This is a genomic window from Micromonospora sp. WMMD980 (assembly GCF_029626035.1).
Lineage (GTDB): Bacteria > Actinomycetota > Actinomycetes > Mycobacteriales > Micromonosporaceae > Micromonospora.
Map to the genome: position 1 here is coordinate 2,134,946 of NZ_JARUBE010000003.1, position 24,779 is coordinate 2,159,724.

20 protein-coding genes are annotated in these 24,779 nt (G+C 72.3%); 12 read left to right on the top strand and 8 right to left on the bottom strand.

Annotation, left to right across the window (positions count from 1 at the left end):
* Positions 1-145 precede the first annotated feature (145 nt).
* The 10 genes from O7618_RS10360 to O7618_RS10405 all read left to right on the top strand — a co-directional run bounded on the left by O7618_RS10360 (position 146) and on the right by O7618_RS10405 (position 12,163).
* A complete protein-coding gene (locus O7618_RS10360) occupies positions 146-526 on the top strand; it encodes a YccF domain-containing protein (RefSeq protein WP_278105818.1) in 381 nt (126 codons plus the stop codon).
* 193 nt (positions 527-719) lie between these two features.
* Positions 720-1,442 (top strand): FkbM family methyltransferase, encoded by a 723-nt coding sequence (locus O7618_RS10365; RefSeq protein WP_278109963.1) that lies wholly within the window; start codon positions 720-722, stop codon positions 1,440-1,442.
* A 225-nt stretch (positions 1,443-1,667) separates the two neighbouring features.
* Positions 1,668-2,669 (top strand): LacI family DNA-binding transcriptional regulator, encoded by a 1,002-nt coding sequence (locus O7618_RS10370; protein WP_278105819.1) that lies wholly within the window; start codon positions 1,668-1,670, stop codon positions 2,667-2,669.
* A 122-nt stretch (positions 2,670-2,791) separates the two neighbouring features.
* The gene (locus O7618_RS10375; RefSeq protein WP_278105820.1) at positions 2,792-4,471 is read left to right on the top strand and encodes an ABC transporter substrate-binding protein; all 1,680 of its coding nucleotides are present in this window, start codon (positions 2,792-2,794) and stop codon (positions 4,469-4,471) included.
* 86 nt (positions 4,472-4,557) lie between these two features.
* Complete coding sequence (locus O7618_RS10380) at positions 4,558-5,691, top strand: ABC transporter ATP-binding protein (protein ID WP_278105821.1); 1,134 nt, start codon at positions 4,558-4,560, stop codon at positions 5,689-5,691.
* Positions 5,688-6,665, top strand: coding sequence for an ABC transporter permease (locus O7618_RS10385; RefSeq protein WP_278105823.1), 978 nt, complete (start codon positions 5,688-5,690; stop codon positions 6,663-6,665). Before O7618_RS10380 ends, O7618_RS10385 begins: the two co-directional genes overlap by 4 nt.
* Before the next feature lie 3 nt (positions 6,666-6,668).
* The gene (locus O7618_RS10390) at positions 6,669-7,703 is read left to right on the top strand and encodes an ABC transporter permease (RefSeq protein ID WP_278105824.1); all 1,035 of its coding nucleotides are present in this window, start codon (positions 6,669-6,671) and stop codon (positions 7,701-7,703) included.
* Positions 7,700-8,707 (top strand): ABC transporter ATP-binding protein, encoded by a 1,008-nt coding sequence (locus O7618_RS10395; protein ID WP_278105825.1) that lies wholly within the window; start codon positions 7,700-7,702, stop codon positions 8,705-8,707. The genes O7618_RS10390 and O7618_RS10395 overlap by 4 nt, the downstream gene beginning before the upstream one ends.
* Before the next feature lie 34 nt (positions 8,708-8,741).
* Positions 8,742-10,151, top strand: coding sequence for a GH1 family beta-glucosidase (locus tag O7618_RS10400; protein WP_278105826.1), 1,410 nt, complete (start codon positions 8,742-8,744; stop codon positions 10,149-10,151).
* Between the two features lie 128 nt (positions 10,152-10,279).
* Positions 10,280-12,163, top strand: coding sequence for a lectin (locus O7618_RS10405; protein WP_278105827.1), 1,884 nt, complete (start codon positions 10,280-10,282; stop codon positions 12,161-12,163).
* Between the two features lie 21 nt (positions 12,164-12,184).
* Here O7618_RS10405 and O7618_RS10410 read toward each other — a convergent pair whose 3' ends face one another.
* Positions 12,185-13,426 (bottom strand): ROK family transcriptional regulator, encoded by a 1,242-nt coding sequence (locus tag O7618_RS10410; RefSeq protein WP_278105828.1) that lies wholly within the window; start codon positions 13,424-13,426, stop codon positions 12,185-12,187.
* Between the two features lie 118 nt (positions 13,427-13,544).
* Here O7618_RS10410 and O7618_RS10415 point away from each other — a divergent pair, with 118 nt between their 5' ends.
* Positions 13,545-14,891, top strand: a complete 1,347-nt coding sequence (locus O7618_RS10415) for a glycosyl hydrolase family 18 protein (RefSeq protein ID WP_278105829.1) — start codon at positions 13,545-13,547, stop codon at positions 14,889-14,891.
* Positions 14,892-15,058: 167 nt separating this feature from the next.
* Complete coding sequence (sthA, locus tag O7618_RS10420; protein WP_278105830.1) at positions 15,059-16,462, top strand: Si-specific NAD(P)(+) transhydrogenase; 1,404 nt, start codon at positions 15,059-15,061, stop codon at positions 16,460-16,462.
* A gap of 4 nt (positions 16,463-16,466) precedes the next feature.
* Here sthA and O7618_RS10425 read toward each other — a convergent pair whose 3' ends face one another.
* From O7618_RS10425 to O7618_RS10455, 7 genes are all read right to left on the bottom strand, one after another.
* Entirely contained in the window at positions 16,467-17,441 is a 975-nt protein-coding gene (locus tag O7618_RS10425) for a DUF4034 domain-containing protein (protein WP_278105831.1), read from the bottom strand.
* A gap of 140 nt (positions 17,442-17,581) precedes the next feature.
* Positions 17,582-19,369: a gamma-glutamyltransferase family protein gene (locus tag O7618_RS10430; RefSeq protein ID WP_278105832.1), complete on the bottom strand. Its 1,788-nt coding sequence runs from the start codon at positions 19,367-19,369 to the stop codon at positions 17,582-17,584.
* Positions 19,370-19,380: 11 nt separating this feature from the next.
* Entirely contained in the window at positions 19,381-20,367 is a 987-nt protein-coding gene (locus tag O7618_RS10435; RefSeq protein ID WP_278105833.1) for an ABC transporter ATP-binding protein, read from the bottom strand.
* Positions 20,364-21,374, bottom strand: a complete 1,011-nt coding sequence (locus O7618_RS10440) for an ABC transporter ATP-binding protein (protein WP_278105834.1) — start codon at positions 21,372-21,374, stop codon at positions 20,364-20,366. Before O7618_RS10440 ends, O7618_RS10435 begins: the two co-directional genes overlap by 4 nt.
* Positions 21,371-22,252 (bottom strand): ABC transporter permease, encoded by an 882-nt coding sequence (locus O7618_RS10445; RefSeq protein WP_278105835.1) that lies wholly within the window; start codon positions 22,250-22,252, stop codon positions 21,371-21,373. The genes O7618_RS10440 and O7618_RS10445 overlap by 4 nt, the downstream gene beginning before the upstream one ends.
* Positions 22,249-23,193, bottom strand: coding sequence for an ABC transporter permease (locus tag O7618_RS10450; protein WP_181568308.1), 945 nt, complete (start codon positions 23,191-23,193; stop codon positions 22,249-22,251). Before O7618_RS10450 ends, O7618_RS10445 begins: the two co-directional genes overlap by 4 nt.
* Positions 23,190-24,728, bottom strand: coding sequence for an ABC transporter substrate-binding protein (locus O7618_RS10455; RefSeq protein ID WP_278105836.1), 1,539 nt, complete (start codon positions 24,726-24,728; stop codon positions 23,190-23,192). Before O7618_RS10455 ends, O7618_RS10450 begins: the two co-directional genes overlap by 4 nt.
* Between the last annotated feature and the right edge of the window lie 51 nt (positions 24,729-24,779).

Consider the following 24,779-nt stretch of genomic DNA (forward strand, 5'->3'; position numbering starts at 1 on the left):
CCGACGTTCCGGGCGTTGTGCACGACGCCCGGCGGAATCAGGAAGGGTTGGCCGGCTCCGACGGGGAGAGCGGGCCGCGACCCCGACGCTAGACGGGAACGTCGGGGCCTTCGGGGCACTTGCCGGCGACAGGCACCATGGAGTGGTGATCCGCTTCCTGCTGAACCTGTTGTGGCTCGTCTTCGGCGGCGGTTTCGTCCTGGCCCTGGGCTACGGCGTGGCCGCCCTGATCTGCTTCGCCCTCGTCGTCACCATCCCGTTCGGCGTCGCCTCGCTGCGCCTCGCCTCGTACGCGCTGTGGCCGTTCGGCCGTACGCTGGTCGCCAAGCCGGGCGCCGGCGTGCCGTCCGGGTTGGCGAACGTGCTGTGGGTGGTGCTGGCCGGCTGGTGGCTGGCCCTGTCGCACATCCTCGCCGGAGTCGCGCTCTGCGTGACGATCATCGGCATCCCGTTCGGGGTGGCCAACTTCAAGCTGGTCCCGGCCGCGCTGTGGCCGCTCGGCCAGGAGGTCGTCGCGACCTCCTGACATCCCTCCCGGAGACGCACCGCCCTGCTGTCGCTGCGCCGCTCCGGTTCGGTCACCTCCCCTAATGCATCCTAGGAGGATAGCGTGATGGTCGGGAAGCGCGAATGCGGCTCGCGCCCACCGAGGGGTGACTAGCGTCGGTGGGGTGGCGAGTCCGGACGGGGTGATCGCGGCGCTCAAGGCGGATCCGGCGATGTCGGGCCTGCGCCGGTCGCTGGACTTCTACCACGGCGACCCGGCGCGTGCGGCGGCGCTCGACGCGTTCTACGCGCCCTTGGTCCGCACCGGCGACCTGGTCGTGGACGTGGGGGCGCACGTGGGTGACCGGCTGGCCAGCTTCCGCCGGCTCGGGGCCCGGGTGGTGGCGGTCGAGCCGCAGCCGCTCTGCGCCCGGGCGCTGCGCGCGCTGCACGCCGGCGACGACGCGGTGACCGTGGTGGAGGCGGCGTGCGGACGGTCCGCCGCGCCGGTGCGGCTGCACGTGAACTCCGCGAACCCGACCGTCTCCACCGCCTCCCCCGGGTTCGTCCGGGCCGCCGGGCACGCCGCCGGCTGGGCGGGCGAGACCTGGGACGGCGAGATAGAGGTGGCCGGCACCACGCTGGACGCACTGATCGACGCGCACGGCGTGCCGGCGTTCGTCAAGATCGACGTGGAGGGCTTCGAGGACGTCGTGCTGGCCGGGCTGAGCCGTCCGGTCCCGGCGCTGTCGTTCGAGTTCACCACCATCGCGCGGGACCTGGCCGGGTGCTGCCTGGACCGGCTCACCGCGCTCGGCTTCACCGCGTTCACCGTGGCGCTCGGCGACGAGATGACGTTCGCGCTGCCGGGCTGGCGGCCGGCCGCCGAGGTCGCGGCCTACCTGGACGCGCTGCCGCACGAGGCGAACGCCGGCGACGTGTACGCGCGGAGCTGACGCTCATCCACCTCGGACGGCCGGCGCCGGACCGCATCGATGCTGCTCACCGGCTTGATCGACATCTCCGCTGCCCGGCCAATTTTTTCAAGAGTCGAACTTAGCCATGTTTTGTTATCGCCCCGTTATTGACGTGACCGGCGCCACTTCGGTTGACTGCCACGGAACCGCTACCGCAACCGGTTCCGAAACACCCCCCACATCCCTGCGACCCGGGAGCGTCACGTGCCGATCACCATCGCCGACGTCGCGACCCGGGCCGGGGTGAGCAAGACGACCGTGTCCCGCGTACTCAACGGCAAGGGCGAGGTGCACATCCGCACCGCCGATCGGGTCCGCGCGGTGATCAGCGACCTGGGCTACGTGCCGAGCGCCCGCGCGGTCGGGCTGGCCCGCGGGCGTACCCGGGTGGTCGGCATGCTGGTGCCGGCGCTGACCTGGCCGTGGATGGGCGAGGTGCTGCAGGGCGCGGCCGACGCGGTCGAGGCCGAGGGCTACGGCATGCTGCTGTTCACCTGCACCCACGGCGACGAGTCGATGCGACGGTTCGCCTCCCAGGTCTCCGCCAAATCCTTCGACGGCCTGCTCGTCGTCGAGCCGGAGGGCACCCTCGACTACATCACCGGGCTACACCGGCGCGGCCTGCCGGTGATCCTCATCGACGACCGCGGCCACCAGCCCGGGTTCCCGTCGGTCCGCACCACCAACGAGGACGGCGCCCGGGCCGCCGCCGCGCACCTGCTCTCCCTCGGCCGCCGCCGGCCGCTGGTCATCACCGGCCTGCGTCGCTTCGGCTGCACCCGGGAACGGCTCGCCGGTTTCGCCGGTGGATTCGCCGACGCCGGCGTACCCATCGCGCCGGAACGGGTGGTGGAGGGCGACTTCACGTTCGAGTGCGGGCGCGCGGCGGTGCGCCGGCTGCTCACCGACGGGGTGCCGTTCGACGCGGTCTTCGCGCACAACGACCTCTCCGCCGCCGGCGCGCTCCAGGCGCTGCGCGACGCCGGCCGGCGCGTCCCGCAGGACGTGGCGGTGGTCGGCTTCGACGACCTGCCGCTCGCCGGGCACACCCATCCCCCGCTCAGCTCGGTGCGCCAGCCGCTGCGGGAGATGGGCACGGCCGCCGCCCGGCTCCTCATCGCCCACCTCACCGGCACACCGCTGCCCGACACCCCGACCGTCATCCCGACCGGCTTCGCCGCCCGCGCCTCCACCCGCGTCACCTGAGCAGTCACCCCGCCGCACCCGGCGACCACGCCGGCGGGCAGCCAGCCCGCCGGTGCACCACCGCACACCCTCCATCCACCACATCCCGCCCGAGGACCGCGGGACCACCGAGGGAGACCTCCATGAGAAGACGGCAACTCCTCGCCGTCGCGCTGGCCGGCGCGATGGTCACCACCACCGTCGCCGCCTGCGGTGACAGCCCGAACGCGAACAAGAAGAGCGGCCAGGCCGCGACCGTGCTGAACGTCGGCATGCCCAACGGCCCGCAGGCGGAGAACAACAATCCGTTCCTCACCACCTCGGCCGCCGCCTCGCTGGGCTACCGGTGGCAGATCTACGAGCCCCTGATGATGTGGAACCCGGTCAAGCCGGCCGAGCCGTTCAAGCCGTGGCTGGCCACCAAGGCCGAGTGGTCGGCGGACTACAAGTCGGTCACGGTGACCATCCGCGACAACGCCACCTGGTCCGACGGGCAGAAGGTCACCGCCGAGGACGTCGCGTTCACCTACAACCTGGTCAAGAAGTTCCCGGCGCTCAACGACCAGGGTGTGCCGTACACCGACGCGACCGCGAACGGCAACGACGTCACCATCACCATGTCCAGCCCGCAGTTCGTCAACCAGCAGAAGGTGCTGTGGCGGGTGCCGATCGTGCCGAAGCACCTGTGGGAGAAGATCGCCGACCCGACCACCGACCCGGTGAAGCAGCCGATCGGCAGTGGGCCCTACACGCTCAAGTCGTTCACCCCGGCCACCACCACGCTGACCGTGCGCGACAAGGGCTACTGGCAGGACGCGCCGAAGGTGAAGGAGTTGCGCTTCACCTCGTACACCGACAACAGCGCGCAGACCACGGCGCTGGCCAACGGCGAGTCGGAGTGGAGCTTCGTCTTCATCCCCAACTACCAGACCGTGTTCGTGGCCAAGGACCAGAAGAACCACAAGGTGTGGGCGCCGCCGGTGCTGGGCATCCACGGCCTCTACCTGAACACCACGAAGAAGCCGTTCGACGACCCGACGCTGCGCAAGGCGATGAACATGGTCGTCGACCGGTCGGACATCTTCACCACCGCCGAGGCGGCCTACTTCCACCCGGAGGTCAAGAGCGTGACCGGCCTGCCCAGCCCGGCCGGTGACTCGTTCATCGCGCCGGAGTACCAGGGTCAGGAGCACAAGGTCGACGTCGAGGGCGCCAAGGCGTTGCTCACCGGCGCGGGCTACAAGCTCGACGGCACCACGCTCAAGGACAGGACCGGCAAGCCGGTCACGATCAAGCTGACCGACCCCGCCGGCTGGTCCGACTACCAGACCAGCCTGGAGATCGTGAAGGACAACCTGTCGAAGATCGGCATCGCGGCGACCATCGACAAGGCCAACCAGGACGCCTGGTTCCGCAACGTGGAGCAGGGCAACTTCGAGGCCACCTTCCGCTGGACCGAGAGCGGCGCCACGCCGTACGACATCTACCGCACGATCATGGACGGTCGGGTGCTGAAGCCGATCGGCACCCCGTCGCCGGCCGGCAACTTCGGTCGCTTCAACAACCAGGCGGCGACGGACGCGTTGGTCTCGTACGCCAACGCCACCGACGACGCCACCCGCACCACCGCCATGGCCACCCTGCAGAAGATCTTCGTCGAGCAGACGCCGATGATCCCGGTCGGCGCGGACAACATCGGCGGCGCGTACAGCGCGAAGAACTGGACCGGCTGGCCGGACGACTCGAACCCGTACGGCGCCCTGCAGCCCACCCAGCCGAACGCGCTGGACGTGGTGCTGCACCTCAAGCCGACCGCCGGCTGACCCGGCGACACCGCCCCGGCCGGCACACCCGCCGGCCGGGGCGGCGGGCCCGCCCTCATCCCGGCAACCTTAGACAGGAATTCGGCATGACGACGACCGAGAGCGCCCCGGCGCCGGCCGACGAGGTGGTGCTGGAGGCCGTCGGCCTGACCAAGCACTTCCCGGTCCGCCGGCGGCTGCGCGACCTCCTCTCCCGGACCCCGACGGTGGTGCACGCCGTCGACGACGTCTCGATCGCGCTGCGCCGCGGCCGGGTGACCGCGCTCGTCGGCGAGTCCGGCTCCGGCAAGTCCACGGTCGCCCGGCTGCTGGCCCAGCTCTATCCGCGCACCGGCGGTGACATCCGGCTGCACGGCACCTCGACCCGGGTGCGCGGCGGTCGCCGCTTCCGGGCGTACGTGCGGCGGGTGCAGTTGATCCTCCAGGACCCGTTCGCCTCGCTGAACCCGGTGCACACGGTCCGCTACCACCTGACCCGGTCGCTGCGCATCCACGGCAACGCCGGCTCCGGACCGGACGGGCTGGAGAAGGCGCTGGCCGAGCTGCTCACCCGGGTCAGCCTCACCCCGCCGGAGCGCTACCTCGACGCGTTTCCGCACGAGCTGTCCGGCGGCCAGCGCCAGCGCGTCGCGATCGCGCGGGCACTCGGCGCCGACCCCGAGGTGCTGCTCGCCGACGAGCCGGTCTCGATGCTCGACGTCTCGATCCGCCTCGGCGTGCTCAACCTGCTCCAAGACCTCAAGGACCGGCTCGACCTGGCCGTCCTCTACATCACCCACGACATCGCGTCGGCCCGCTACTTCGCCGACGAGACGATCGTGATGTACGCCGGTCGGATGGTCGAGGGCGGCGACAGCGAGACGGTCACCCAGCGGCCGGCCCACCCGTACACCCGGTTGTTGACCGACTCGGCGCCGGACCCGGAACGGATCACCGGCGCGGTCGCCGACGCCGCCGCGGCGGCGGCGGCCGAGCGGGGCCATGGGGAACCGCCGAGCCTGATCCACCCGCCCACCGGCTGCCGGTTCCATCCACGCTGCCCGCACGCCATGCCCCGGTGCACCAGCGAGCTGCCGCCGCCGATCCCGGTCGACGACCGGCCGGGGCACTGGGCGGCGTGCTGGCTGTTCGACCCGCCCACCGTCGCGGCCAAGAAGACCGCAACCGCCGCGGCGACCCCGCCGGCCGGCGCCACCGCCGGGCAGGAGGCGGCCAGATGAGGTTCCTGCTGCAACGGGTGGCGTTCTACCTGTTCACCGCGTGGGCGGCGATCACGCTCAACTTCTTCATCCCGCGGATCGTGCCGGGCGACCCGGTGCAGTCGCTGATCTCCCGCAACCAGGGCCGGATCAGCGCCGACGCGATCGCGTCGCTGCGGGTGCTGTTCGGGCTGGACTCCGACCGCAACCTGTGGGAGCAGTACGTCGCCTACTGGGGCCAGCTCCTGCACGGCGACCTGGGGTTGTCGTTCACGTTCTTCCCCGCGCCGGTGTCCGAGGTGATCGGGAACAGCCTGCCGTGGACCGTCGGCCTGGTCGGCGTCACCACGATCGTCAGCTTCCTGCTCGGTACCGCGCTCGGTGTGGGCGCCGGCTGGCGGCGCGGCTCGTGGATCGACGGGCTGCTGCCGGCCACCACGTTCCTCTCCTCGATCCCCTACTTCTGGCTGGGCCTGGTGGCGATCGCGTTGTTCGCCGGCCCGGGCAGCTTCTTCCCCTCCTCCGGCGGCTACGAGCCGGGGCTGGTGCCGGCGTTCGACGCGTACTTCCTCCCGAGCGCGTTGCAGCACAGCATCCTGCCGGCGGCGACCATCCTGGTCTCGTCGATGAGCGGCTGGATCCTCAGCATGCGCAACATGATGGTCACCGTCGCCAGCGAGGACTACATCACCGTCGCGCACGCCAAGGGGCTCTCCGAGCGGCGGGTGGCGCTCAGCTACGCCGCCCGCAACGCGCTGCTGCCCAACGTCTCCGGCTTCGCGTTGTCGCTGGGCTTCATCGTCGGCGGCACGTTGCTCGTGGAGATCGTCTTCTCCTACCCGGGCCTGGGATTCCAGCTCTTCCAGGCCGTCGGCAGCAAGGACTACCCGCTCATGCAGGGCATCTTCCTGATCATCACGATCTCGGTGCTGGTGGCGAACCTGCTCGCCGACGTGGCGTACCTGCTTCTCGACCCGCGGACCCGAAAGAGCTGAGCGATGACACTTTCCCCGTCCAGCATCGACCAGGTCACCCCCGGCCAGGGGGCGGTGGCCCAACCGTCGGCCCGGGCCCGACGCCGCCGGTTCCGCTTCGTCGCCAACGCCAAGGCCGCCACCGGCCTGACCATCCTCGGGGGGTACGCGCTGCTGGCGGTGATCGGGCCGTGGATCGCGCCGTACGACCCGGACGCGCGCAGCGCCGACGTGCTCCTAGCCCCGTCGTCCCGACACTGGTTCGGCACCACCCACCTCGGGCAGGACATCTTCAGCCAGATCCTGGTCGGCGCGCGCAGCGTGATGGTGGTGGGACTGATCGCCGGCGTGCTGGCCACCATCCTGTCCATCCTGATCGGCGTGTCCGCCGGCTACCTGGGCGGCGCGGCCGACGAGAGCCTGTCCGCGCTGTCCAACGTCTTCCTGGTGATCCCCGCGCTGCCGCTGATCATCATCGTGGCGTCGCTGGTCGACCAGGCCGGTGACCTGCTGGTCGCGTTGATCATCGGGCTCACCTCGTGGGCGTGGGGCGCCCGGGTGCTGCGCGCCCAGACGCTGTCGCTGCGTCGCCGCGACTACGTGGAGGCGGCCCGGGCCACCGGCGAGCGCACCTGGCGGATCATCGGGTTCGAAATCCTGCCGAACCTGACCGCGATCATCGCCTCCGGCTTCGTCGGCACGGTGATCTTCGCGGTCATGTCGGAGATCACTTTGGCGTTCATCGGGATCTCCTCGGTCAGCTCCTGGAACTGGGGCACCATCCTGTTCTGGGCGCAGGGCCAGCAGGCGCTCGCACAGGGCGCGTGGTGGTGGTTCGTGCCGGCCGGGCTGGCCATCGCGCTGCTCGGCACCGCGCTCGCGCTGATCAACTTCGGGATCGACGAGTTCGTCAGCCCCCGGTTGCGCACCGGCGGGCGGGCCCGGATCCGCACCGCCGACGGCCGCACCGTGCGGATGCGGGTCGGCTTCACCCCGGTGCTGGCCCCGAAGGCAGCCCCCGTGCCGATGCAGGACACCCGGAAGGACGTCCCGTCATGAGTGACCAGGTGCTGGAGATTCGTGGACTGTGCGTCGACTACGGCGTCGGCGCGGACGCGGTGCACGCGGTCCGCGACGTCGACCTGACGCTGTACCGCGGCGAGGTGCTCGGCCTGGCCGGGGAGAGCGGTAGCGGCAAGTCCACCCTGGCGTACGGGCTGACCCGGCTGCTGCCCCCGCCCGGCGTGGTGAGCGGCGGCCAGGTGATCTACCACCCGGCGGACGGCCCGCCGGTGGACGTGCTGACGCTCAGCCCGGCCAGGCTGCGCGAGTTCCGCTGGGCGGAGACGTCGATCGTCTTCCAGGGCGCGATGAACTCGCTCAACCCGGTGCACAAGGTCTCCACCCAGCTCCTCGACGTGATCAAGGCACACGAGCCGAGGAGCACCGCGGCGGGCCGGCGGGCCCGCGCGAAGGACCTGCTGCGCCTGGTCGGCATCGCCACCGACCGGCTGGACAGCTATCCGCACCAGCTCTCCGGCGGCATGCGACAACGCGTCATGATCGCCATGGCGCTGGCGCTGGAGCCGCAACTGGTCATCATGGACGAGCCGACCACCGCGCTGGACGTGGTGATGCAGCGGCAGATCCTCGGCCAGCTCGCCGAGCTGCGCGAACGCCTCGGCTTCGCGGTGCTCTTCATCACCCACGACCTGTCGCTGCTGGTGGAGTTCTCCGACCGGATCGCCATCATGTACGGCGGCCGGATCGTCGAGGAGGCCCCCGCCGCCCGGCTCTACCGCGAGCCGCTGCACCCGTACACCGAGGGGTTGCTGCACTCGTTCCCGGCGTTGCGCGGGCCGCGCCGGGAGCTGGCCGGCATCCCCGGCTCCCCGCCCGACCTGCGCGCCATGCCGGCCGGTTGCGCGTTCCACCCACGCTGCCCCAGGGCGTTCGACCCCTGCGACGAACGGCTTCCGGTGCTGGGTCCGCCCGGCGTCGACGATCCGACGCGGGCCGTCGCGTGCTGGCTGCACCCGGCCGTCGCACCTCTGCCCCGCTGAGAAGTCCGAGCCCACCGCTACCGCGAGGAGAACCATGGACACCGACCTCAACCGCCCGGGCGTCGACCAGGCCGACCCGATCGACACGCTGCCGCCGACCTTCCGGTGGGGGGTGGCGACGTCGTCCTACCAGATCGAGGGCGCGGTGGCCTCCGACGGCCGCACCCCGTCGATCTGGGACACCTTCTGCCGGGTCCCGGGGGCGGTGGCGAACGGCGACCACGGCGACGTGGCCTGCGACCACTACCACCGGATGCCGCAGGACGTGGCGCTCATCGCCGACCTGGGGCTGGACACCTACCGGTTCTCGGTGGCGTGGCCGCGGGTGCAGCCGGGCGGGCGCGGGCCCGCCAACGCCGCCGGGCTGGCCTTCTACGACCGGCTGGTGGACGAGCTGCTCGGCCGGGGCGTCGACCCGTGGGTGACGCTCTACCACTGGGACCTGCCGCAGGAGCTGGAGGACGCGGGCGGCTGGCCGAACCGGGACACCGCGTACCGCTTCGCCGACTACGCGGAGCTGGTCTTCGGCGCGCTCGGCGACCGGGTCCGCACCTGGACCACGCTGAACGAGCCGTGGTGCTCGGCGATGCTCGGCTACGCGTACGGCGACCACGCCCCGGGCCGGCGGAACCTGGGCGACGGCATCGCCGCCGCGCACCACCTGCTGCTCGGGCACGGGCTGGCCACCCAGCGGCTGCGGGCGGCGGCGCGGTCGCCGATCGAGCTGGGCCTGACGGTGAACCTGTCCACCGCCGACCCGGCCACCGACAGCGCGGCGGACCGGGACGCGGCGCGGGCCGCGGACGGGCTGGGCAACCGGCTCTACCTGGACCCGGTGCTGCGCGGGTCGTACCCGCAGGACGTGATCGACGACCTGGCGGCCGAGGGGGTGCGCATCCCGGTCGAGGACGGGGATCTGGACGTCATCGCCACGCCTGTCGACGTGCTGGGCGTGAACTACTACTTCGGGCAGGTGCACTCCGGGGTGGACGAGCAGGGCCGCGAGCGCGACGACGACGGCCGGCCGGTGCGCCGGGTGGTCCGCCGGGACCTGCCGCGCACCGCGATGGACTGGGAGATCGTGCCGGAGTCCTTCACCGACCTGCTGGTCCGGCTGCACCGGGACTACCCGGGCGTGCCGATGGTGATCACCGAGAACGGCGCGGCGTTCGACGACAAGCCCGACGCCGACGGGTTCGTGGCCGACGACGACCGGGTGTCCTACCTGACCGAGCACCTGCGGGCGGTGGCCCGGGCCCGGCAGGCGGGCGCGGACATCCGTGGCTACTTCGCCTGGTCGCTGCTGGACAACTTCGAGTGGGCGTACGGCTACGACAAGCGCTTCGGCATCGTGCGGGTGGACTACGACTCGCAGCGCCGCACCCCGAAGCGCAGCGCGTTGTGGTACCGCGACACCGTGCGACGGGTGCGCGGGCAGGGCTGAGGCGACCGTTCGGGGCGGCCGCGCGGGAGTCCCTCCCAGGCGGCCGCCCCTTTTTTTCATGTCTTGACACAAGGCCGGAACAACGGTTCGCTCATTCGCGGATGTCAATCCATCAGGAAGGAGCATCCGTGTCCCCCACCACCGCTGCCCGCCACGCCGGCCGCGTCGCCCTGACGCTCTGCCTCACCGCCGGCGCCCTCGTCCCCACCACCGCGGCCCACGCCGCCGGCGAGACCGTCGACGTCTGGCTCACCACCACCTCCGACGCCGGCGGCCGGACCGTCACCCGCGGGCTGCAACAGCAGAGCCCGCTGAGCTTCGCCGCGACCAGCCCCGGCGCCACCCGCACCATCACCGTCGACGAGAACACCCGCTACCAGCCGTTCGAGGGCGCCGGCGCGTCCATCACCGACACCACCGCGTACCTGCTGCGCGGCGGTCCGGTCAGCGCGGCCACCCGGGACGCGGTGATGCGCAAGCTGTTCAGCCCCACCGACGGGATCGGGCTGTCGTTCGTGCGCAATCCGATCGGCGCGTCCGACCTGTCCCGCCCCGGCAACGTCTCCCTCGACGACACCTGCTGCGACCTCGGCGACTTCGGCGCGAACGGCTACGACACGAACGTCGAGCTGCTCACCGCCCAGGCCCGGCAGCTCAACCCGGCGCTGCGGGTGATGGTGGTGCCGTGGAGCGCGCCCGGCTGGATGAAGGACAACGGCCGGATGGACCACATGGGCTGGCTGAAGTGGGAGCACTACGCCACCTACGCGCAGTATCTGGTGAGGACGATCCAGGCGTACGCGGCGCGTGGCGTCACTGTCGACTACCTGTCGGTGCAGAACGAGCCGAACTGCTGCCAGTCCGGCAACCCCACCGCGATGGACTACCCGGGCATGAGCTGGAACGCCTCCGGCCTCACCGAGCTGACCAAGAACTTCGTCTACCCGGCGTTGCGGGCCGCCGGCCTCACCACCAAGGTGCTGGTGCACGACTGGAACTACGGCGACTACGGCACGATCGGCTCCGGCCTGCTGGCCGACAGCGCGGTACGCACCGACCCGCTGTTCGGCGGCATCGCCTGGCACGGCTACTTCGGCGACCCGGCCGTCGGCAGCCAGGTGCGGGCCCAGTATCCGGCGGTGCCGCAGTACAGCACCGAGCACTCCGGCGGCACCTGGATCACCAACCAGCACAACGAGGACATGGCCGACATCGTCAGCTACGCCCGGAACTGGAGCCGCAGCGTGGTGAAGTGGAGCCTCGCGGTCAACCAGAACATGGGCCCGCACAACGGCGGCTGTGGCACCTGCACCGGCCTGATCACCGTGCAGGAGGGCGGCGCCCGGGCCGGCCAGGTCGACTACACCGTCGAGTACTACACCACCGGGCACCTCACCAAGTTCGTCCGGCCGGGCGCCACCCGGATCGACTCCACCGCCGACGCGACCGTGCCGAACGTCGCCTACCGCAACCCGGACGGCTCCAAGGCGCTGCTCGCGCACAACGGCGGCACGTCGGCGCAGTCGGTGAAGGTGGTGTGGGGGGGCCAGTCCTTCACCTACTCGCTGCCGGCCCGCACCACCGCCACGTTCACCTGGTCCGGCACCCCGTCCGGCGGCGGCACCGCGCCCACCGGCCCGGTCACCGGCATCGGCGGCAAGTGCCTCGACGTCACCGACAACGCCACCGCCGACGGCACGCCGGCGCAGATCTGGACCTGCACCGGCGGGGCCAACCAGCGCTGGACCCGGGCCGCCGACGGCACGCTGCGCGCGCTCGGCAAGTGCCTGGACGTGGCCGGCGGGGGCACCGCCGACGGCACCCGGGTACAGCTGTGGACCTGCAACGGCAGCGCCGCCCAGCAGTGGACCTGGACCGCCGGGCGGGACCTGGTGAACCCGCAGGCGAACAAGTGTCTCGACGTCACCGGCAACACCGCCGCCGACGGGACGAAGACCCAGGTGTGGAGCTGCACCGGCGGCGCCAACCAGAAGTGGACCCTGCCGTCCTGAGCCGACCGGCCGGGCCGCCGCTCAGCGGCGGCCCGGCCGTCGCGCGGGCGCGGGTCGGACCGCCGGTTCGCGGGGCACGCCGCCGTCGCGCAGCAGCCGGGTCATCGGCAGGGTGGCCGCGCCCATCGCGACCGCGTCCGGGCCGAGCCGGCACAGCTCGATCGAGGTCTGGGCGTACGGCTGGCGCAGCGCGTGCCGCGCGGTGGCCTCGCGGATCGCCGGCAGGTGCCGTTCGCCCAGGGCCAGCCCGGCCCAGCCGCCGAGCACCACCCGCTCCGGGTTGAACAGGTTGACCAGGTTCGCCACCCCGGCGCCCAGGTAACCGACCGTCTCGTCGATCACCTTCGCGGCGGTGCGGTCGGTCGCGCGCAGCAGCTCGCCGAAGGCGGTCTCCTCGTCCCCGCCGGCCGCCGGGCGACCCCGGTTCGCCTGCCGGAACCGGTCGAGCACCCCCTCCGCCCCGACGTACGCCTCCAGGCAGCCGAGGTTGCCGCAGCGGCAGCGCCGGCCGCCGTACACGATGGTGGTGTGGCCCCACTCGCCGGCGCTGCTGTGCGCGCCGCGGTAGCCGACGCCGTCGGCGACCACGGACGCGCCGACACCGGAGCCGACCAGGGCGACCACCGCGTGCCGGACGCCGCGACCGGCGCCGAACCACATCTCGGCCTGCCCGAGCGTCTTGGCGCCGTTGTCGACGTGCACCGGCACGTCGGTGCCGGCGCGCAACATCGCGCCGAGCGGTACGCCGTCCCAGCCCAGGGTCTGGGCGTGCACCACGGCGTCGGCGGTGCGTTCGACGGTGCCGGAGACGGCGACGCCGAAACCGAGCACCGCGCCCGGGTCGACGCCGGCCTGCTCGGTCACCGCGGCGAGGCCGTGCCGCAGGTGTTCGGCCACCCGTGCCGGGTCGGGCTCGGCGGTGGCGATCGGATACTCCGCCTTGGCCAGCGCGGTCATGCTCAGGTCGAACAGCTCGACCTGCACCCGCGTCTCGCCCACGTCGGCGCCGACGAGGTAGCCGTAGCCGGGCGCGACGCGCAGCAGCACCCGGGGGCGACCACCGTCGGACTCGACCGAGCCGGCCTCCTCGACCAGCCCCTCGGCGATCATCTCGCCGACCAGGTTGCTCACGCTGGCCAGGCTCAGCGCGGTGGACTGGCCCAGCTCGTGCCGGCTGAGCGGCCCGTCCAGCCAGATCCGGGTGAGCAGGACCGACCGGTTGGCCCGGCGCATGTCGCGCACCGTGGTGCGTCTGGCGTCCACGTCCGCCGCCGTCCTTCCCGCATTTTCACGCCCTGAACGAAGTGCTGACAGACTACTGCGCATTTACATTTAACAAAGTTAACTGCTAGCCTCCGGCGCATCGACGAGGAGGTATGAGATGCGACTCGGACGTTCGATGACCGCCCTGCTCGGTGGCGTCGCGCTGCTCGCCGCCACCGTGGCCCTGCCCGCGACCGGCGGCGCCACGCTCGCCGGCAGCACGGCCGCCCTGGTCGCCTGCGACGCGCCGGCCTGGGCCGAGGGCGTCACCTGGAGTGCCGGCAGCCGGGCCACCTTCGGCGGCCGGCTCTACCAGGCGCTGGTGACGCACACCCCGCCGGTCGGCGCGGGCTGGACGCCGGCCGCCGTGCCGGCGCTCTGGACCGACCTCGGCGCCTGCTCCGGCGGCACGCCGTCGCCGAGCCCGACCACCCGACCGCCCTCCCCCACACCCAGCCCCACCCGGACCTCGACGCCGACCGCCACGCCCAGCCCGACCGCACCGGGCGGCGAGACCTGCGCGTTGCGGTCCCGGCCGACGGGCAAGGTGCTCCAGGGCTACTGGGAGAACTGGGACGGCGCGGCCAACGGCGTGCACCCCGGCCTCGGCTGGATCCCGATCACCGACTCCCGGATCACCGGTCACGGCTACAACGTCGTCACCGCCGCGTTCCCGGTCATCCGCGCCGACGGCACCGTGCTCTGGGAGGACGGCATGGACGCCGGCGTCAAGGTGCCCACCCCGGCACAGGTGTGCCAGGCCAAGGCGGGTGGGCTGACCGTGCTGCTCTCCATCGGCGGCGCCGCCGCCGGCATCGACCTCAGCTCCGCCGCCGTCGCCGACCGGTTCGTCGCCACCGTGGTGCCGATCCTCAGGCGGCACAACTTCGACGGCATCGACATCGACATCGAGACCGGGCTGACCGGCAACGGGAACATCAACCAGCTCTCCCCGTCGCAGGCCAACCTGATCCGGATCATCGACGGCGTGCTGGCCCAGATGCCGGCCGGCTTCGGGCTCACCATGGCGCCGGAGACCGCGTACGTCACCGGCGGCAGCGTCACCTACGGCTCGATCTGGGGCGCCTACCTGCCGATCGTCAAGAAGTACGCGGACAACGGCCGGCTCTGGTGGCTGAACATGCAGTACTACAACGGCTCGATGTACGGCTGCGCCGGCGACTCGTACCCGGCCGGCACGGTGCAGGGCTTCACGGTGCAGACGCAGTGCCTGAACAACGGGCTCACCGTCCAGGGCGTCACCATCCGCGTCCCCTACGACAAGCAGGTACCCGGCCTGCCGGCGCAGCCCGGCGCGGGTGGCGGGTACCTGGCCCCGTCGCTGGTGGGCCAGGCCTGGCGATCCGTGCCGGGGCTCAAGGGGCTGATGACCTGGTCGATCAACTGGGACGGGTCGAAGGGCTGGACGTTCGGCGACACCGTCCGGGGGCTCCAGGGCCGCTGAGCACACGGATCCGCGTCACCGGCCCGGCACCTCGGCGGGCCGGTGACCGGAGTTCACCGGGCCGCCTGCTCCGATCGCACCAGCTCCATCAGCCGTCCCACCGAGTTGGCGCCGGCCGAACTCTCCCCGACTGGCGCCCGGGCGCACACCCTGCCAGGCTGGCCCTCGTGTACGACTACGACCTGCTGGTGCTGGGATCCGGGCCGAGTGGACAGAAGGCGGCCGTCGCCGCCGCCAAGCTGGGGCGGCGGGTGGCCATCGTGGACCGTCGCGACATGCTCGGCGGGGTGTGCATCAACACCGGCACCGTGCCGTCCAAGACCCTGCGCGAGGCCGTCCTCTACCTGACCGGGCTCAGCCAGCGTGACCTCTACGGCAGCAGCTACCGGGTCAAGGAGGACATCACGGTCGCCGACCTGGCGGCCCGTACCCAGCACGTGATCAACCGGCAGACCGACGTCATCCGCAACCAGCTCGCCCGCAACCGGATCGCGATGATCACCGGCACCGGCCGGTTCGCCGACCCGCACGCGGTCTGGGTCGACGCCGGCTCCGGCCGGGACGAGCGGATCACCTTCGACAAGGCGGTCATCGCCGCCGGCACCCGCCCGGCCCGCCCGGACAGCGTCGACTTCGACGACCGGACCATCGTCGACTCCGACGGCGTCATCAACCTGCAGGCAGTGCCGCGCAGCATGGTGGTGGTCGGCGCGGGCGTGATCGGCATGGAGTACGCGTCGATGTTCGCCGCGCTCGGCACCAAGGTGACCGTGGTCGAGCGTCGCGAGCGGATGCTCGACTTCTGCGACGAGGAGATCGTCGAGTCGCTCAAATACCACCTGCGGGACCTGTCGGTCACCTTCCGCTTCGGCGAGGAGGTGGCCTCGGTGGAGCAGCACCGCACCGCCGCGCTCTGCGTCCTGCGCAGCGGCAAGAAGATCGTCGCGGACACGGTGATGTACTCCGCCGGCCGGCAGGGCCAGACCGACGACCTCGCGCTGGAGGCGGCCGGCCTCACCGCCGACCACCGGGGCCGGATCCAGGTCGACGCCGACTACCGCACCACGGTCGAGAACATCTACGCCGTCGGCGACGTGATCGGCTTCCCGGCGCTGGCCTCCACCTCGATGGAACAGGGCCGCCTCGCCGCCCAGCACGCCTGCGGCGAACCGGCGCGTGCCATGCCGGACCTGCAACCGATCGGCATCTACACCATCCCGGAGATCAGCTTCGTCGGGAAGACCGAGGACGAACTGACCGACAGCTCCACCCCGTTCGAGGTGGGCATCGCCCGCTACCGCGAACTGGCCCGGGGGCAGATCGTCGGCGACTCGTACGGCATGCTGAAGCTGCTCGTCTCGCCGGAGGACGGACGCCTGCTCGGGGTGCACGTCTTCGGCACCGGAGCCACCGAGATCGTCCACATCGGGCAGGCCGTGATGGGCTGCGGCGGCACTGTCGACTACCTGCTCGACGCGGTGTTCAACTACCCGACGCTGGCCGAGGCGTACAAGGTGGCGGCGCTGGACGCCGCCAACAAGATCCGCAACATCACCCGGATCGACGGCTGACCGCTCAGGGCAGGTTCTCGCGCACCCAGTCCCGGGAGCGGACGAACGCCGCCACCGGCTCACCCACGTACCCCCAGGGCCACTCGCTGACCTGGTCACCGAGCAGGTCGAAGACGCGGGCGGCGGTGTCGAACTCGTGCGCCAACTCCAGGGCGAGCGCGAACAGGCCGGCCCGGGGCGCCAGGCCGGCGCCGGGCCGGAACGTCGGGTGCAGGATCGACCTCTCGGCGGCGGCCACCAGCTCGGCGCCGACCTCGTCGGACCGCATGTAGGCGTCGTCCTCCTCGGCCGGCAGCTCCAGCCACTTCTCGATGTGCGCGGCGGCGATCAGCGCCGGCAGCATGCTGCCCTCCGGCGCGCTCGCGGTCGCCTCCCGCGCCAGGGAGAACATCGCCTCCTCGGTGCCGAACCACTTCGGGCAGAGGTACTGCAACCGGTGCTCGTGCGCCACCTGGTGGCCGGGGTGCCGGGTGACCACCGCGTCGAAGCGGGCCGCCGCCTCGTCCCTGTCGACCTGGCGGGCCCGGGAGGTGGCGACCAGCCACGCCCGGGCGGTCACGTCGTCCGGGTCCCGGTCCGCCACCTCGTCGAGCAGGTTCTCCGCCACCAGCAGCCGCTTGCGGAACTCCCGGAACTGGTCCTGGCCGGTGTGCTGGGCGCGCTTGTTGCCGCGCGCCTCCCATGCCCAGTAGAACGCGTGGCAACCGCGCACCAACACCGGCAGCGTCGAGTCCGGCTCCGCCGCGACCCACTCGCCGATCCAGTCCTGCACGCCGTCGACCCGACCGGCGGCCTCCATCAGGTACGCGCGACCGTCCGGGTCGGCGACCGGGGTCAGCACGTCACGCGCGGCCCGCCAGTCTCGTGCCTCCAGCGCGTCGACGAGCGCCCGCGCCACCGGATCCCCGAACGCCGGATCCACGACCGGCCCGCCCACCCGCTCCCGCGCTCGCCCCCGAATCCGCTGGAACAACCCCACGACCTTCTCCTCCCCCGTGACGCGACCGCGAAAGCGTAACCGCCCCGGCCCGATCCGTCGATCATGGAGTTGCGGCCCCTCGACGGCCCGAGCTGCCCGCTTCGCCGGGGCGGCAACCGCACGATCGACGAGTACGGGGATCAGCGGCCCGCGGCGTAGCCCTGGGCGCCTCGGGGGTTTGCGGCGGCCGACAGGACGCCGGTGCGCGGGTCGCGGGTCACCGCGCAGAGGCGGCCCAGGCTCCACGGGTCGGACCGGCGGACGAGGTGGCCCCTCGCGCGCAGGCCGATCAGCACCTCGGGGTCGAGGCGGTCCTCCACCACCAGGACGCCCGGCTCGACCTCGCGCGGATAGAACGACGCCGGCAGGCTGGTGGTGTGCCACGCCGGCGCGTCGATCGCCGCCTGCAACTCCTGCCCGCCGGCCAGGTGGCGCAGCAGGAACAGCAACTGCCACTGGTCCTGCTGGTCGCCGCCGGGCGTGCCGCAGGCCAGCACCGGCTCGCCGTCGCGCAGCACCAGCGTCGGGCTCAACGTGGTACGCGGACGCCGGCCCGGCCGCAGCGACGACGCGAGCCCCTCCTCCAGCCAGCACATCTGCAACCGGCTGCCCAGCGGGAAGCCCAACTCCGGGATGGTGGGCGAACTCTGCAACCAGCCGCCGCTCGGGGTGGCGGAGATGATGTTGCCCCACCGGTCGACCACGTCGACGTGGCAGGTGTCGCCGCGGGCCACCCCGTCGGCCCGCACCGTGGGCTCGCCCGTGGTCGGGTCCTGCGGGCCGGCCCGGCGGGCGGCGTGCGTGTGCAGGTGCGCCGGGAGCCGGGGTGGCGTGCCCGCCGGGCTGCCCGGGCGCAGCTCGGTCGACGCGCGCCCGCCGATCAACCCGGCCCGGGTGCGCGCGTACTCCGGCGACAGCAGCGCCTCGCCCGGCACGTCGGTGTCGCCGTACCACGCCTCCCGGTCGGCGAACGCCAGTTTGAGCGCCTCGGCCTGGGCGTGGATGCCGTCCGCCGTGGACGGGTCGAGCACCCGAGGGTCGTCGAGCGCGTCGAGCGTCGCGAGCGTCTGCAGCAGCACCGGGCCCTGGCCCCAGAAACCGGCCTTCGCCACCGTGTGCCCGCGCCAGTCGAGCGTCACCGGTTCCTCCCAGCCGGCGGACCAGCCGGCCAGGTCGTCGCCGGTGAGCACGCCGGGATGCGGGCAGCCGCTGGAGTCCCGGAACGGCAGCCGGCTGAACCGATCGATCGCTTCCGCGACGAACCCCTCACGCCAGGCGTGCCGGGCCGCCTCGATCTGCGCCACCCGGTCCGCGCCGGCCGCCCGACCGGCGTCGACGAGGCGGCGCAGCGTCCGCGCGTACGCCGGGTTGGTGACCATCTCCCCCGGCGCGGGCGGGCGGCCGGCGCGCAGCCAGAGTCGCGCGGAGGTCGGCCAGTGCTCGGTGAACAGCGACCGGACCCGGTCGATGGTCTCCCCGGCGGCGCCGACCAGCGGATGGCCGGCGGCGGCGTAGCCGATCGCCGGCGCCAGCACCTCGTCGAGGGAGCGGGTGCCGTGATCGCGCAGCAGGAGCAGCCAGGCGTCCACCGCGCCGGGCACCACCGCGGCCAGCGGGCCGGAGCCGGGCACCAGATCCAGCCCGAGCGACCGGAAGTGCGCGATCGTGGCGCCGGCCGGGGCCGGGCCCTGGCCGCAGAGCACCCGAGGGGTGGGCTCGGCGGCCGTGGCCACGATCGCGGGCACCTCACCGGCCGGACCGTTGAGGTGCGGCTCGACCACGTGCAGCACGAACCCGGCGGCCACCGCGGCGTCGAAGGCGTTGCCGCCGCGCTCCAGCACGCCCATCGCGGACTGACTGGCCAGCCAGTGCGTCGAGGAGACCATGCCGAACGTGCCGCGCAGCGTGGGCCGGGTGGTGAACGTCATCGCCGTCGATCCTACGCCGGGTCGGCGGCCTCGCCGTGCAGCGGAAACAGGCAGGCGGCGTGCTGGTCGGGACCAACCTCGGTCAGGGCCGGATCGGTCTCGGCACACTCGGCGCGGGCACGCGGGCACCGGGTCCGGAACCGGCAGCCGCTGGGCGGGTCCACCGGGCTGGGAATGTCGCCGGAGAGCACGGTGCGGCGGCGTTCCCGCTCGACCCGCGGATCGGCCACCGGCACCGCCGACAGCAGCGCCGCCGTGTAGGGGTGCGCGGGCCGCCGGTAGATCCGCTCCGGCGGACCGGTCTCCACGATGCGGCCCAGGTACATCACCGCGATCCGGTCGCTCATGTGCTCGACCGCGGCCAGGTCGTGCGCGATGAACAGGTAGGTCAGGCCGAGGTCGCGTTGCAGGTGCCGGAGCAGGTTCATGATCTGTGCCTGCACGCTCAGGTCCAGCGAGGCGATCGGCTCGTCCAGGACGATCAGATCCGGCTCGCCGGCCAGCGCGCGGGCCACCCCCACCCGCTGGCGCTGCCCGCCGGACAGCTCGTGCGGATGCCGGCCGGCGGTGTCCGCGCGCAGGCCGACCAGGTCCAACAGCTCGGCCACCCGGTCCCGGCGGGCCGAGGCGGACCCGGCCAGCCGGTGCACGTGCAGCGGCTCGGCGATGCTGTCGCCGACCGTGCGGCGCGGATCGAGCGACGCCTGCGGGTCCTGGAAGACCATCGCCACGTGCCGGCGCATTCCGCGCAGGCGACGCCGGGACAGGCCGGTCACGTCGGCGCCGGCCACCCGGACGCGTCCGGCGGTCGGGTCGACCAGCCGCAACAGCGCCAGGCCGGCGGTCGACTTGCCGCTGCCCGACTCGCCGACCAGGCCGAGCGTCTCGCCCCGGCGCACCGCGAGGCTGACGCCGTCGACCGCGCGGACCACACCGGCCGGGGTCGGGAAGTGCACCATCAGCTCGTCCAGCTCGGCGACCACGTCCGCCGCTGTCATGACGTCTCTCCCGGATAGAAGGTACGGACCGTGTGCCCGGGGCCGACCGGCGTCAACGGAGGCAGCTCGTGCCCGCACCGGGGGTCGGCGCGCACCGGGCAGCGTGGCCAGAACACGCAGCCCGGCGGCAGGTCAAGCGGGCTCGGTGGCGCACCCGGGATGGCCACCAGGTCCTCGCCCCGGCGCGCCGGGTCCGGTCGGGCCGCGAGCAGAGCCCGGGTGTACGGGTGCGACGGCGAGTCGAACACCGCGTCGACCGGGCCCTGCTCGACGATCCGGCCGCCGTACATCACCGCGACGGTGTCCGCGATGCCGGCGACCACGCCCAGGTCGTGGGTGACCCAGACGACCGCCGTGCCGAGCCGCTGCTGCAGGTCGGCGACCAGCTCGACGATCTGCGCCTGGGTGGTGACGTCGAGCGCGGTGGTCGGCTCGTCGGCGATCAGCAGGTCCGGCTCGCACGCCAGCGCCATGGCGATCACCACGCGCTGGCGCATGCCGCCGGAGAACTGGTGCGGGAACGCGTCCACCCGCTGCGCGGCGGACGGGATGCCGACCAGGTCGAGCAACTCCACCGCCCGCTCGCGGGCGGCGCGGCGGGTCAGCCCGAGATGCGCCTCGGCCGCCTCGGTGACCTGCCGGCCCACCGGCAGCACCGGGTTGAGCGACGTCATCGGGTCCTGGAACACGAAACCGACGTGCCGGCCGCGCAGCCGGCGGCGGCGGTCCTCCGGCAGCGCGGTCAGCTCGGAGTCGAGCAGCCGCACCCGGCCGGTCACCGTCGCCGCCCGCGGCGCCAGCCCGGTCGCCGCGAGCAGGGTCATGCTCTTGCCGCTGCCGGACTCGCCGACCAGCGCGAACGTCTCCCCGGCCCGGACCTGCCAGGACACCCCGGCCACCGCGCGCGCCGGGCCACGCCGGGTGCCCACGGTGACGGTGAGGTCCTCGACGGAGAACACGGTCTTCCCGCTCGTGCCGGCATCGAGCCTGCTGATCTGCTCGCTCATGGGGTGCTCCTGCGGGCCTCGCTGACGGTGAGCTGACGCGGGTCGAGCACGTCGCGCAGCGCGTCGCCGACCAGGTTGAAGGCGAGCACGGTCAGGAAGATGGCCGCGCCCGGGAACACGCCCAGCCACCAGGCGTCGGTGACGAAGCCGCGCCCGTCGAACAGCATCCGCCCCCAGGCCGGCGCCGGCGGTTGGATGCCCAGGCCGAGGAAGGACAGCGCCGCCTCGGACAGGATGGCGAACGCCAGCGACAGCGACGTCTGCACGATCAGCGGCGCGGCGATGTTGGGCAGCACGTGCCGGCGCATGATGCGCAGGTCGGACGCGCCGATGGAGACGGCGGCCCGGACGAAGACCTGCTCGCGTACGGACAGCACGCCGGCGCGGGTGATCCGGGCGAAGATGGGTGTGTAGACCACGCCGATGGCGACCATGGCGGTGAGCAGGCCGGGGCCGAGCACCGCCACGATGGCCACCGCCAGCAGCAGCACCGGGAACGCGAACAGCACGTCCATGCAGCGCATCAGCACGCTGTCCAGCCAGCCCCGGTAGTAGCCGGCGAACAGCCCGAGCGTCACGCCGGCGACCAGCGCGATGCCGACACTGACCACGCCGACCTCCAGCGACACGCGGGCCGCGACCAGCACCCGGCTGAGCACGTCACGGCCCAGCTCGTCGGTGCCGAACAGGTGCGCCCCGCTCGGCGGTCGCAGCATCGCGTCCACGTCGACGTCGTTGACCCCGGCCGGGGCGAGCCACGGACCGGCGACGCCCACCACGACCAGCAGCAGCAGCACGAGCGCCCCGCCGACCGCGAGCGGGTCGCGCCGCAGCGCGTCCAGGACTCGGCGGCCGGTGCTCTCCGCTCCGCCGCTCACTTGACCGTGATCCTCGGGTCGAGGCGGGCGTAGAGAATGTCCACCAGCAGGTTGACCAGCAGGAACAGCGCCGCGACGAGCAGCACCGCGCCCTGCAGGACGGGATAGTCGCGGGCCTGCACGGCGTCGAAGGTGAGCCGCCCGATCCCCGGCCAGGCGAACAGCACCTCGATCACGATCACGCCGCCGAGCAGGCTGGCCAACTGCACCGCGACCACGGTGACCACCGGGATCAGCGCGTTGCGCAGCACGTGCCGCAGGATCACCACCCGGTTGCGCAGCCCCTTCGCCTCGGCGGTGCGCACGTAGTCGGCGGAGAGGACCTCCAGCACCGAGGAGCGGATGAACCGGGTGAGGATCGACGCGGTGACCAGGCCGACGGTCACCGCCGGCAGGGCCACGTGGCTGGCCCACCGGCCGGGGTCCTCGGTCAGCGCCACGTAGCCCGACGGTGGCAGCCAGCCCAGCACGCCGGCGAAGAGGATGATCCCCATGATGCCCATCCAGAAGTCGGGCACCGAGACGCCGAACTGGCTGAACACGCGCGCCGCGTGGTCGACCGCCGAGCCGCTGCGCACCGCCGCGACGATGCCCAGCGGGAACGCCACCAGCAGGGCGAACAGCACCGCGGTGACGGCCAGCGACAGCGTCGCGGGCAGCCGTTCCAGCACGATCCGGCTGACCGGCTGGCCGGTGCGGAAGCTGACCCCGAGATCACCGGTGAGGGCGTGGCCGAGATAGCTGGCGTACTGCACCGGCAGCGGCTGGTCGAGGCCGGCGCGGGAGCGCAGCGCCTCGTACGTCTGCGGGTCGAACCGGGTGCCGAGGGCCACCCGGACCGGGTCGCCCGGGACCAGTTGCAGCAGCAGGAAGACCACCAGGGTCACCCCGAGCAGCACGACCGCCGACTGGAGGACCCGCCGCAGGACGAAGCGGGTCACTTGCCGAGGGCGACCGAGCGGAACCGGATCGCCCGGTCGCTGCGGACGTCGTAGCCGGAGACCTTCTTCGACCAGCCCTGCACCACGTCGGGGTTGTAGAGGTAGAGGTAGCTGGCGTCGTCGACGATCAGCTTCGCCGCCTGCTCGTACGCCTGCTTGCGGGCGTTCTGGTCGGTCTCGGTGCGGGCGGCGTCGAGCAGCTTGTCCACCGCCGGGTTGGCGTACTTGTGGAAGTTGAACGTGCCGCCGCTGTGGTGCTGGGCGTAGTAGAACTCGTCCGGGTCGACGTTGCCCAGCCAGCCGAGCATGAACCCGTCGAAGTTGCCCTTCGCCTGCTCGTCGAGCCACTGGGCGAAGTCCAGCGTACGGATCTTCACGGTGATCCCGACGTCCTTGAGCTGCGCGGCGATCACCTGGGCGGCGGTGACCGTCTCCGGGTATTCACTGGTGACCATCAGGTCCATGGTGAGGTTGCCGACGCCGGCCTGGCCGAGCATCTGCTTGGCCTTGGCCGGGTCGTGCGAGTAGGGCGCGTAGTCGTAGTAGAACGCGCTGTTCTTCGGGATGGCGGTCTGGTTGACCGTGGCGAGACCGAACTTGGCCGCCTTGGTGATCGCCTCCCGGTCCAGGGCGTAGCCGATCGCGCGCCGGACCTCGGGGTTGTCGAACGGCTTGCGGGCCTCGTTGAGCGCCACGTACCAGTAGTCGGTCGACGGCGCCGACTTCACCACCGGGTCGTCGCCGTCCTGCAACGACTTCACCTGCTGCGGCGGCAGGTTGTCGGTCCACTGGACCTGGCCGCTGCGCAGGTTCTGCAGCGCCACGGTGGGGTCCTTGACGAAGGTGAAGGTGACGCCGTCGAGCTTCGGCTTGTCGCCCCAGTAGGAGTCGTTGCGGACCAGCTTGATGCTGTCGCCGGAGGTGTAGCCGGCCACCTTGAACGGGCCGCTGCCCACCGGCGCGGTCTTGACCTTGCCGGACTCCACGTTGGACTTCTCGACGATCGCCACGCCCTTGAAGCCGCCGAGGTTGGCCAGCAGGTTGGGCGTGGGCGCGCTGAGCGTCACCACGACGGTGGTCGGGTCGGGGCCGGTCACCGACTTGACGGTGGCGAACTTGTAGGCGGTGTTCAGCTTCTGCTTGATGATCCGCTCGTAGGAGTAGACGACGTCCTCCGAGGTCAGCGGCGACCCGTCGGAGAACGTCACCCCGTCGCGCAGGGTGAACGTCCAGGTGAGCTGGTCGTCGCTGGTGGTCCACTTGGTGGCCAGGGACGGCACCATCTTCAGGTCGGCGTCCGGCTCGACCAGGGTGTCGTAGACGTTCTCCAACACCTGGAAGCTGTAGTAGGCCGAGGTCTTGTGCGGGTCGAGCTGGTCCGGTTCGCCGCCGATCGCGGCGTTGAGGACGCCCCCCGCGCCTCCGGCACTGCCGCCGTCGCCGACGTCGACGCTCTCGCCGCCGGTGCATCCGGACAGGACACCGACCGCGAGGGTGAGTGCCGCGCCGATCACGCCGAGCTTGTTCCTGGACATTGGCCCCCCTGCCGCTTTCCGAACAAAAGAAAGTTTCGGCCACTCTTCTCG

Excerpts from the sequence above, each read along its gene's own strand:
- O7618_RS10395 (WP_278105825.1), top strand. The coding sequence starts at position 7,700 with ATGAGTGACCAGGTGCTGGAGATTCGTGGACTGTGCGTCGACTACGGC.
- O7618_RS10455 (WP_278105836.1), bottom strand. The coding sequence starts at position 24,728 with ATGTCCAGGAACAAGCTCGGCGTGATCGGCGCGGCACTCACCCTCGCG.
- O7618_RS10435 (WP_278105833.1), bottom strand. The coding sequence starts at position 20,367 with ATGACAGCGGCGGACGTGGTCGCCGAGCTGGACGAGCTGATGGTGCAC.
- O7618_RS10390 (WP_278105824.1), top strand. The coding sequence starts at position 6,669 with ATGACACTTTCCCCGTCCAGCATCGACCAGGTCACCCCCGGCCAGGGG.
- O7618_RS10375 (WP_278105820.1), top strand. The coding sequence starts at position 2,792 with ATGAGAAGACGGCAACTCCTCGCCGTCGCGCTGGCCGGCGCGATGGTC.
- O7618_RS10365 (WP_278109963.1), top strand. The coding sequence starts at position 720 with ATGTCGGGCCTGCGCCGGTCGCTGGACTTCTACCACGGCGACCCGGCG.
- O7618_RS10415 (WP_278105829.1), top strand. The coding sequence starts at position 13,545 with ATGCGACTCGGACGTTCGATGACCGCCCTGCTCGGTGGCGTCGCGCTG.
- O7618_RS10430 (WP_278105832.1), bottom strand. The coding sequence starts at position 19,369 with ATGACGTTCACCACCCGGCCCACGCTGCGCGGCACGTTCGGCATGGTC.
- O7618_RS10380 (WP_278105821.1), top strand. The coding sequence starts at position 4,558 with ATGACGACGACCGAGAGCGCCCCGGCGCCGGCCGACGAGGTGGTGCTG.
- O7618_RS10400 (WP_278105826.1), top strand. The coding sequence starts at position 8,742 with ATGGACACCGACCTCAACCGCCCGGGCGTCGACCAGGCCGACCCGATC.
- O7618_RS10440 (WP_278105834.1), bottom strand. The coding sequence starts at position 21,374 with ATGAGCGAGCAGATCAGCAGGCTCGATGCCGGCACGAGCGGGAAGACC.
- O7618_RS10385 (WP_278105823.1), top strand. The coding sequence starts at position 5,688 with ATGAGGTTCCTGCTGCAACGGGTGGCGTTCTACCTGTTCACCGCGTGG.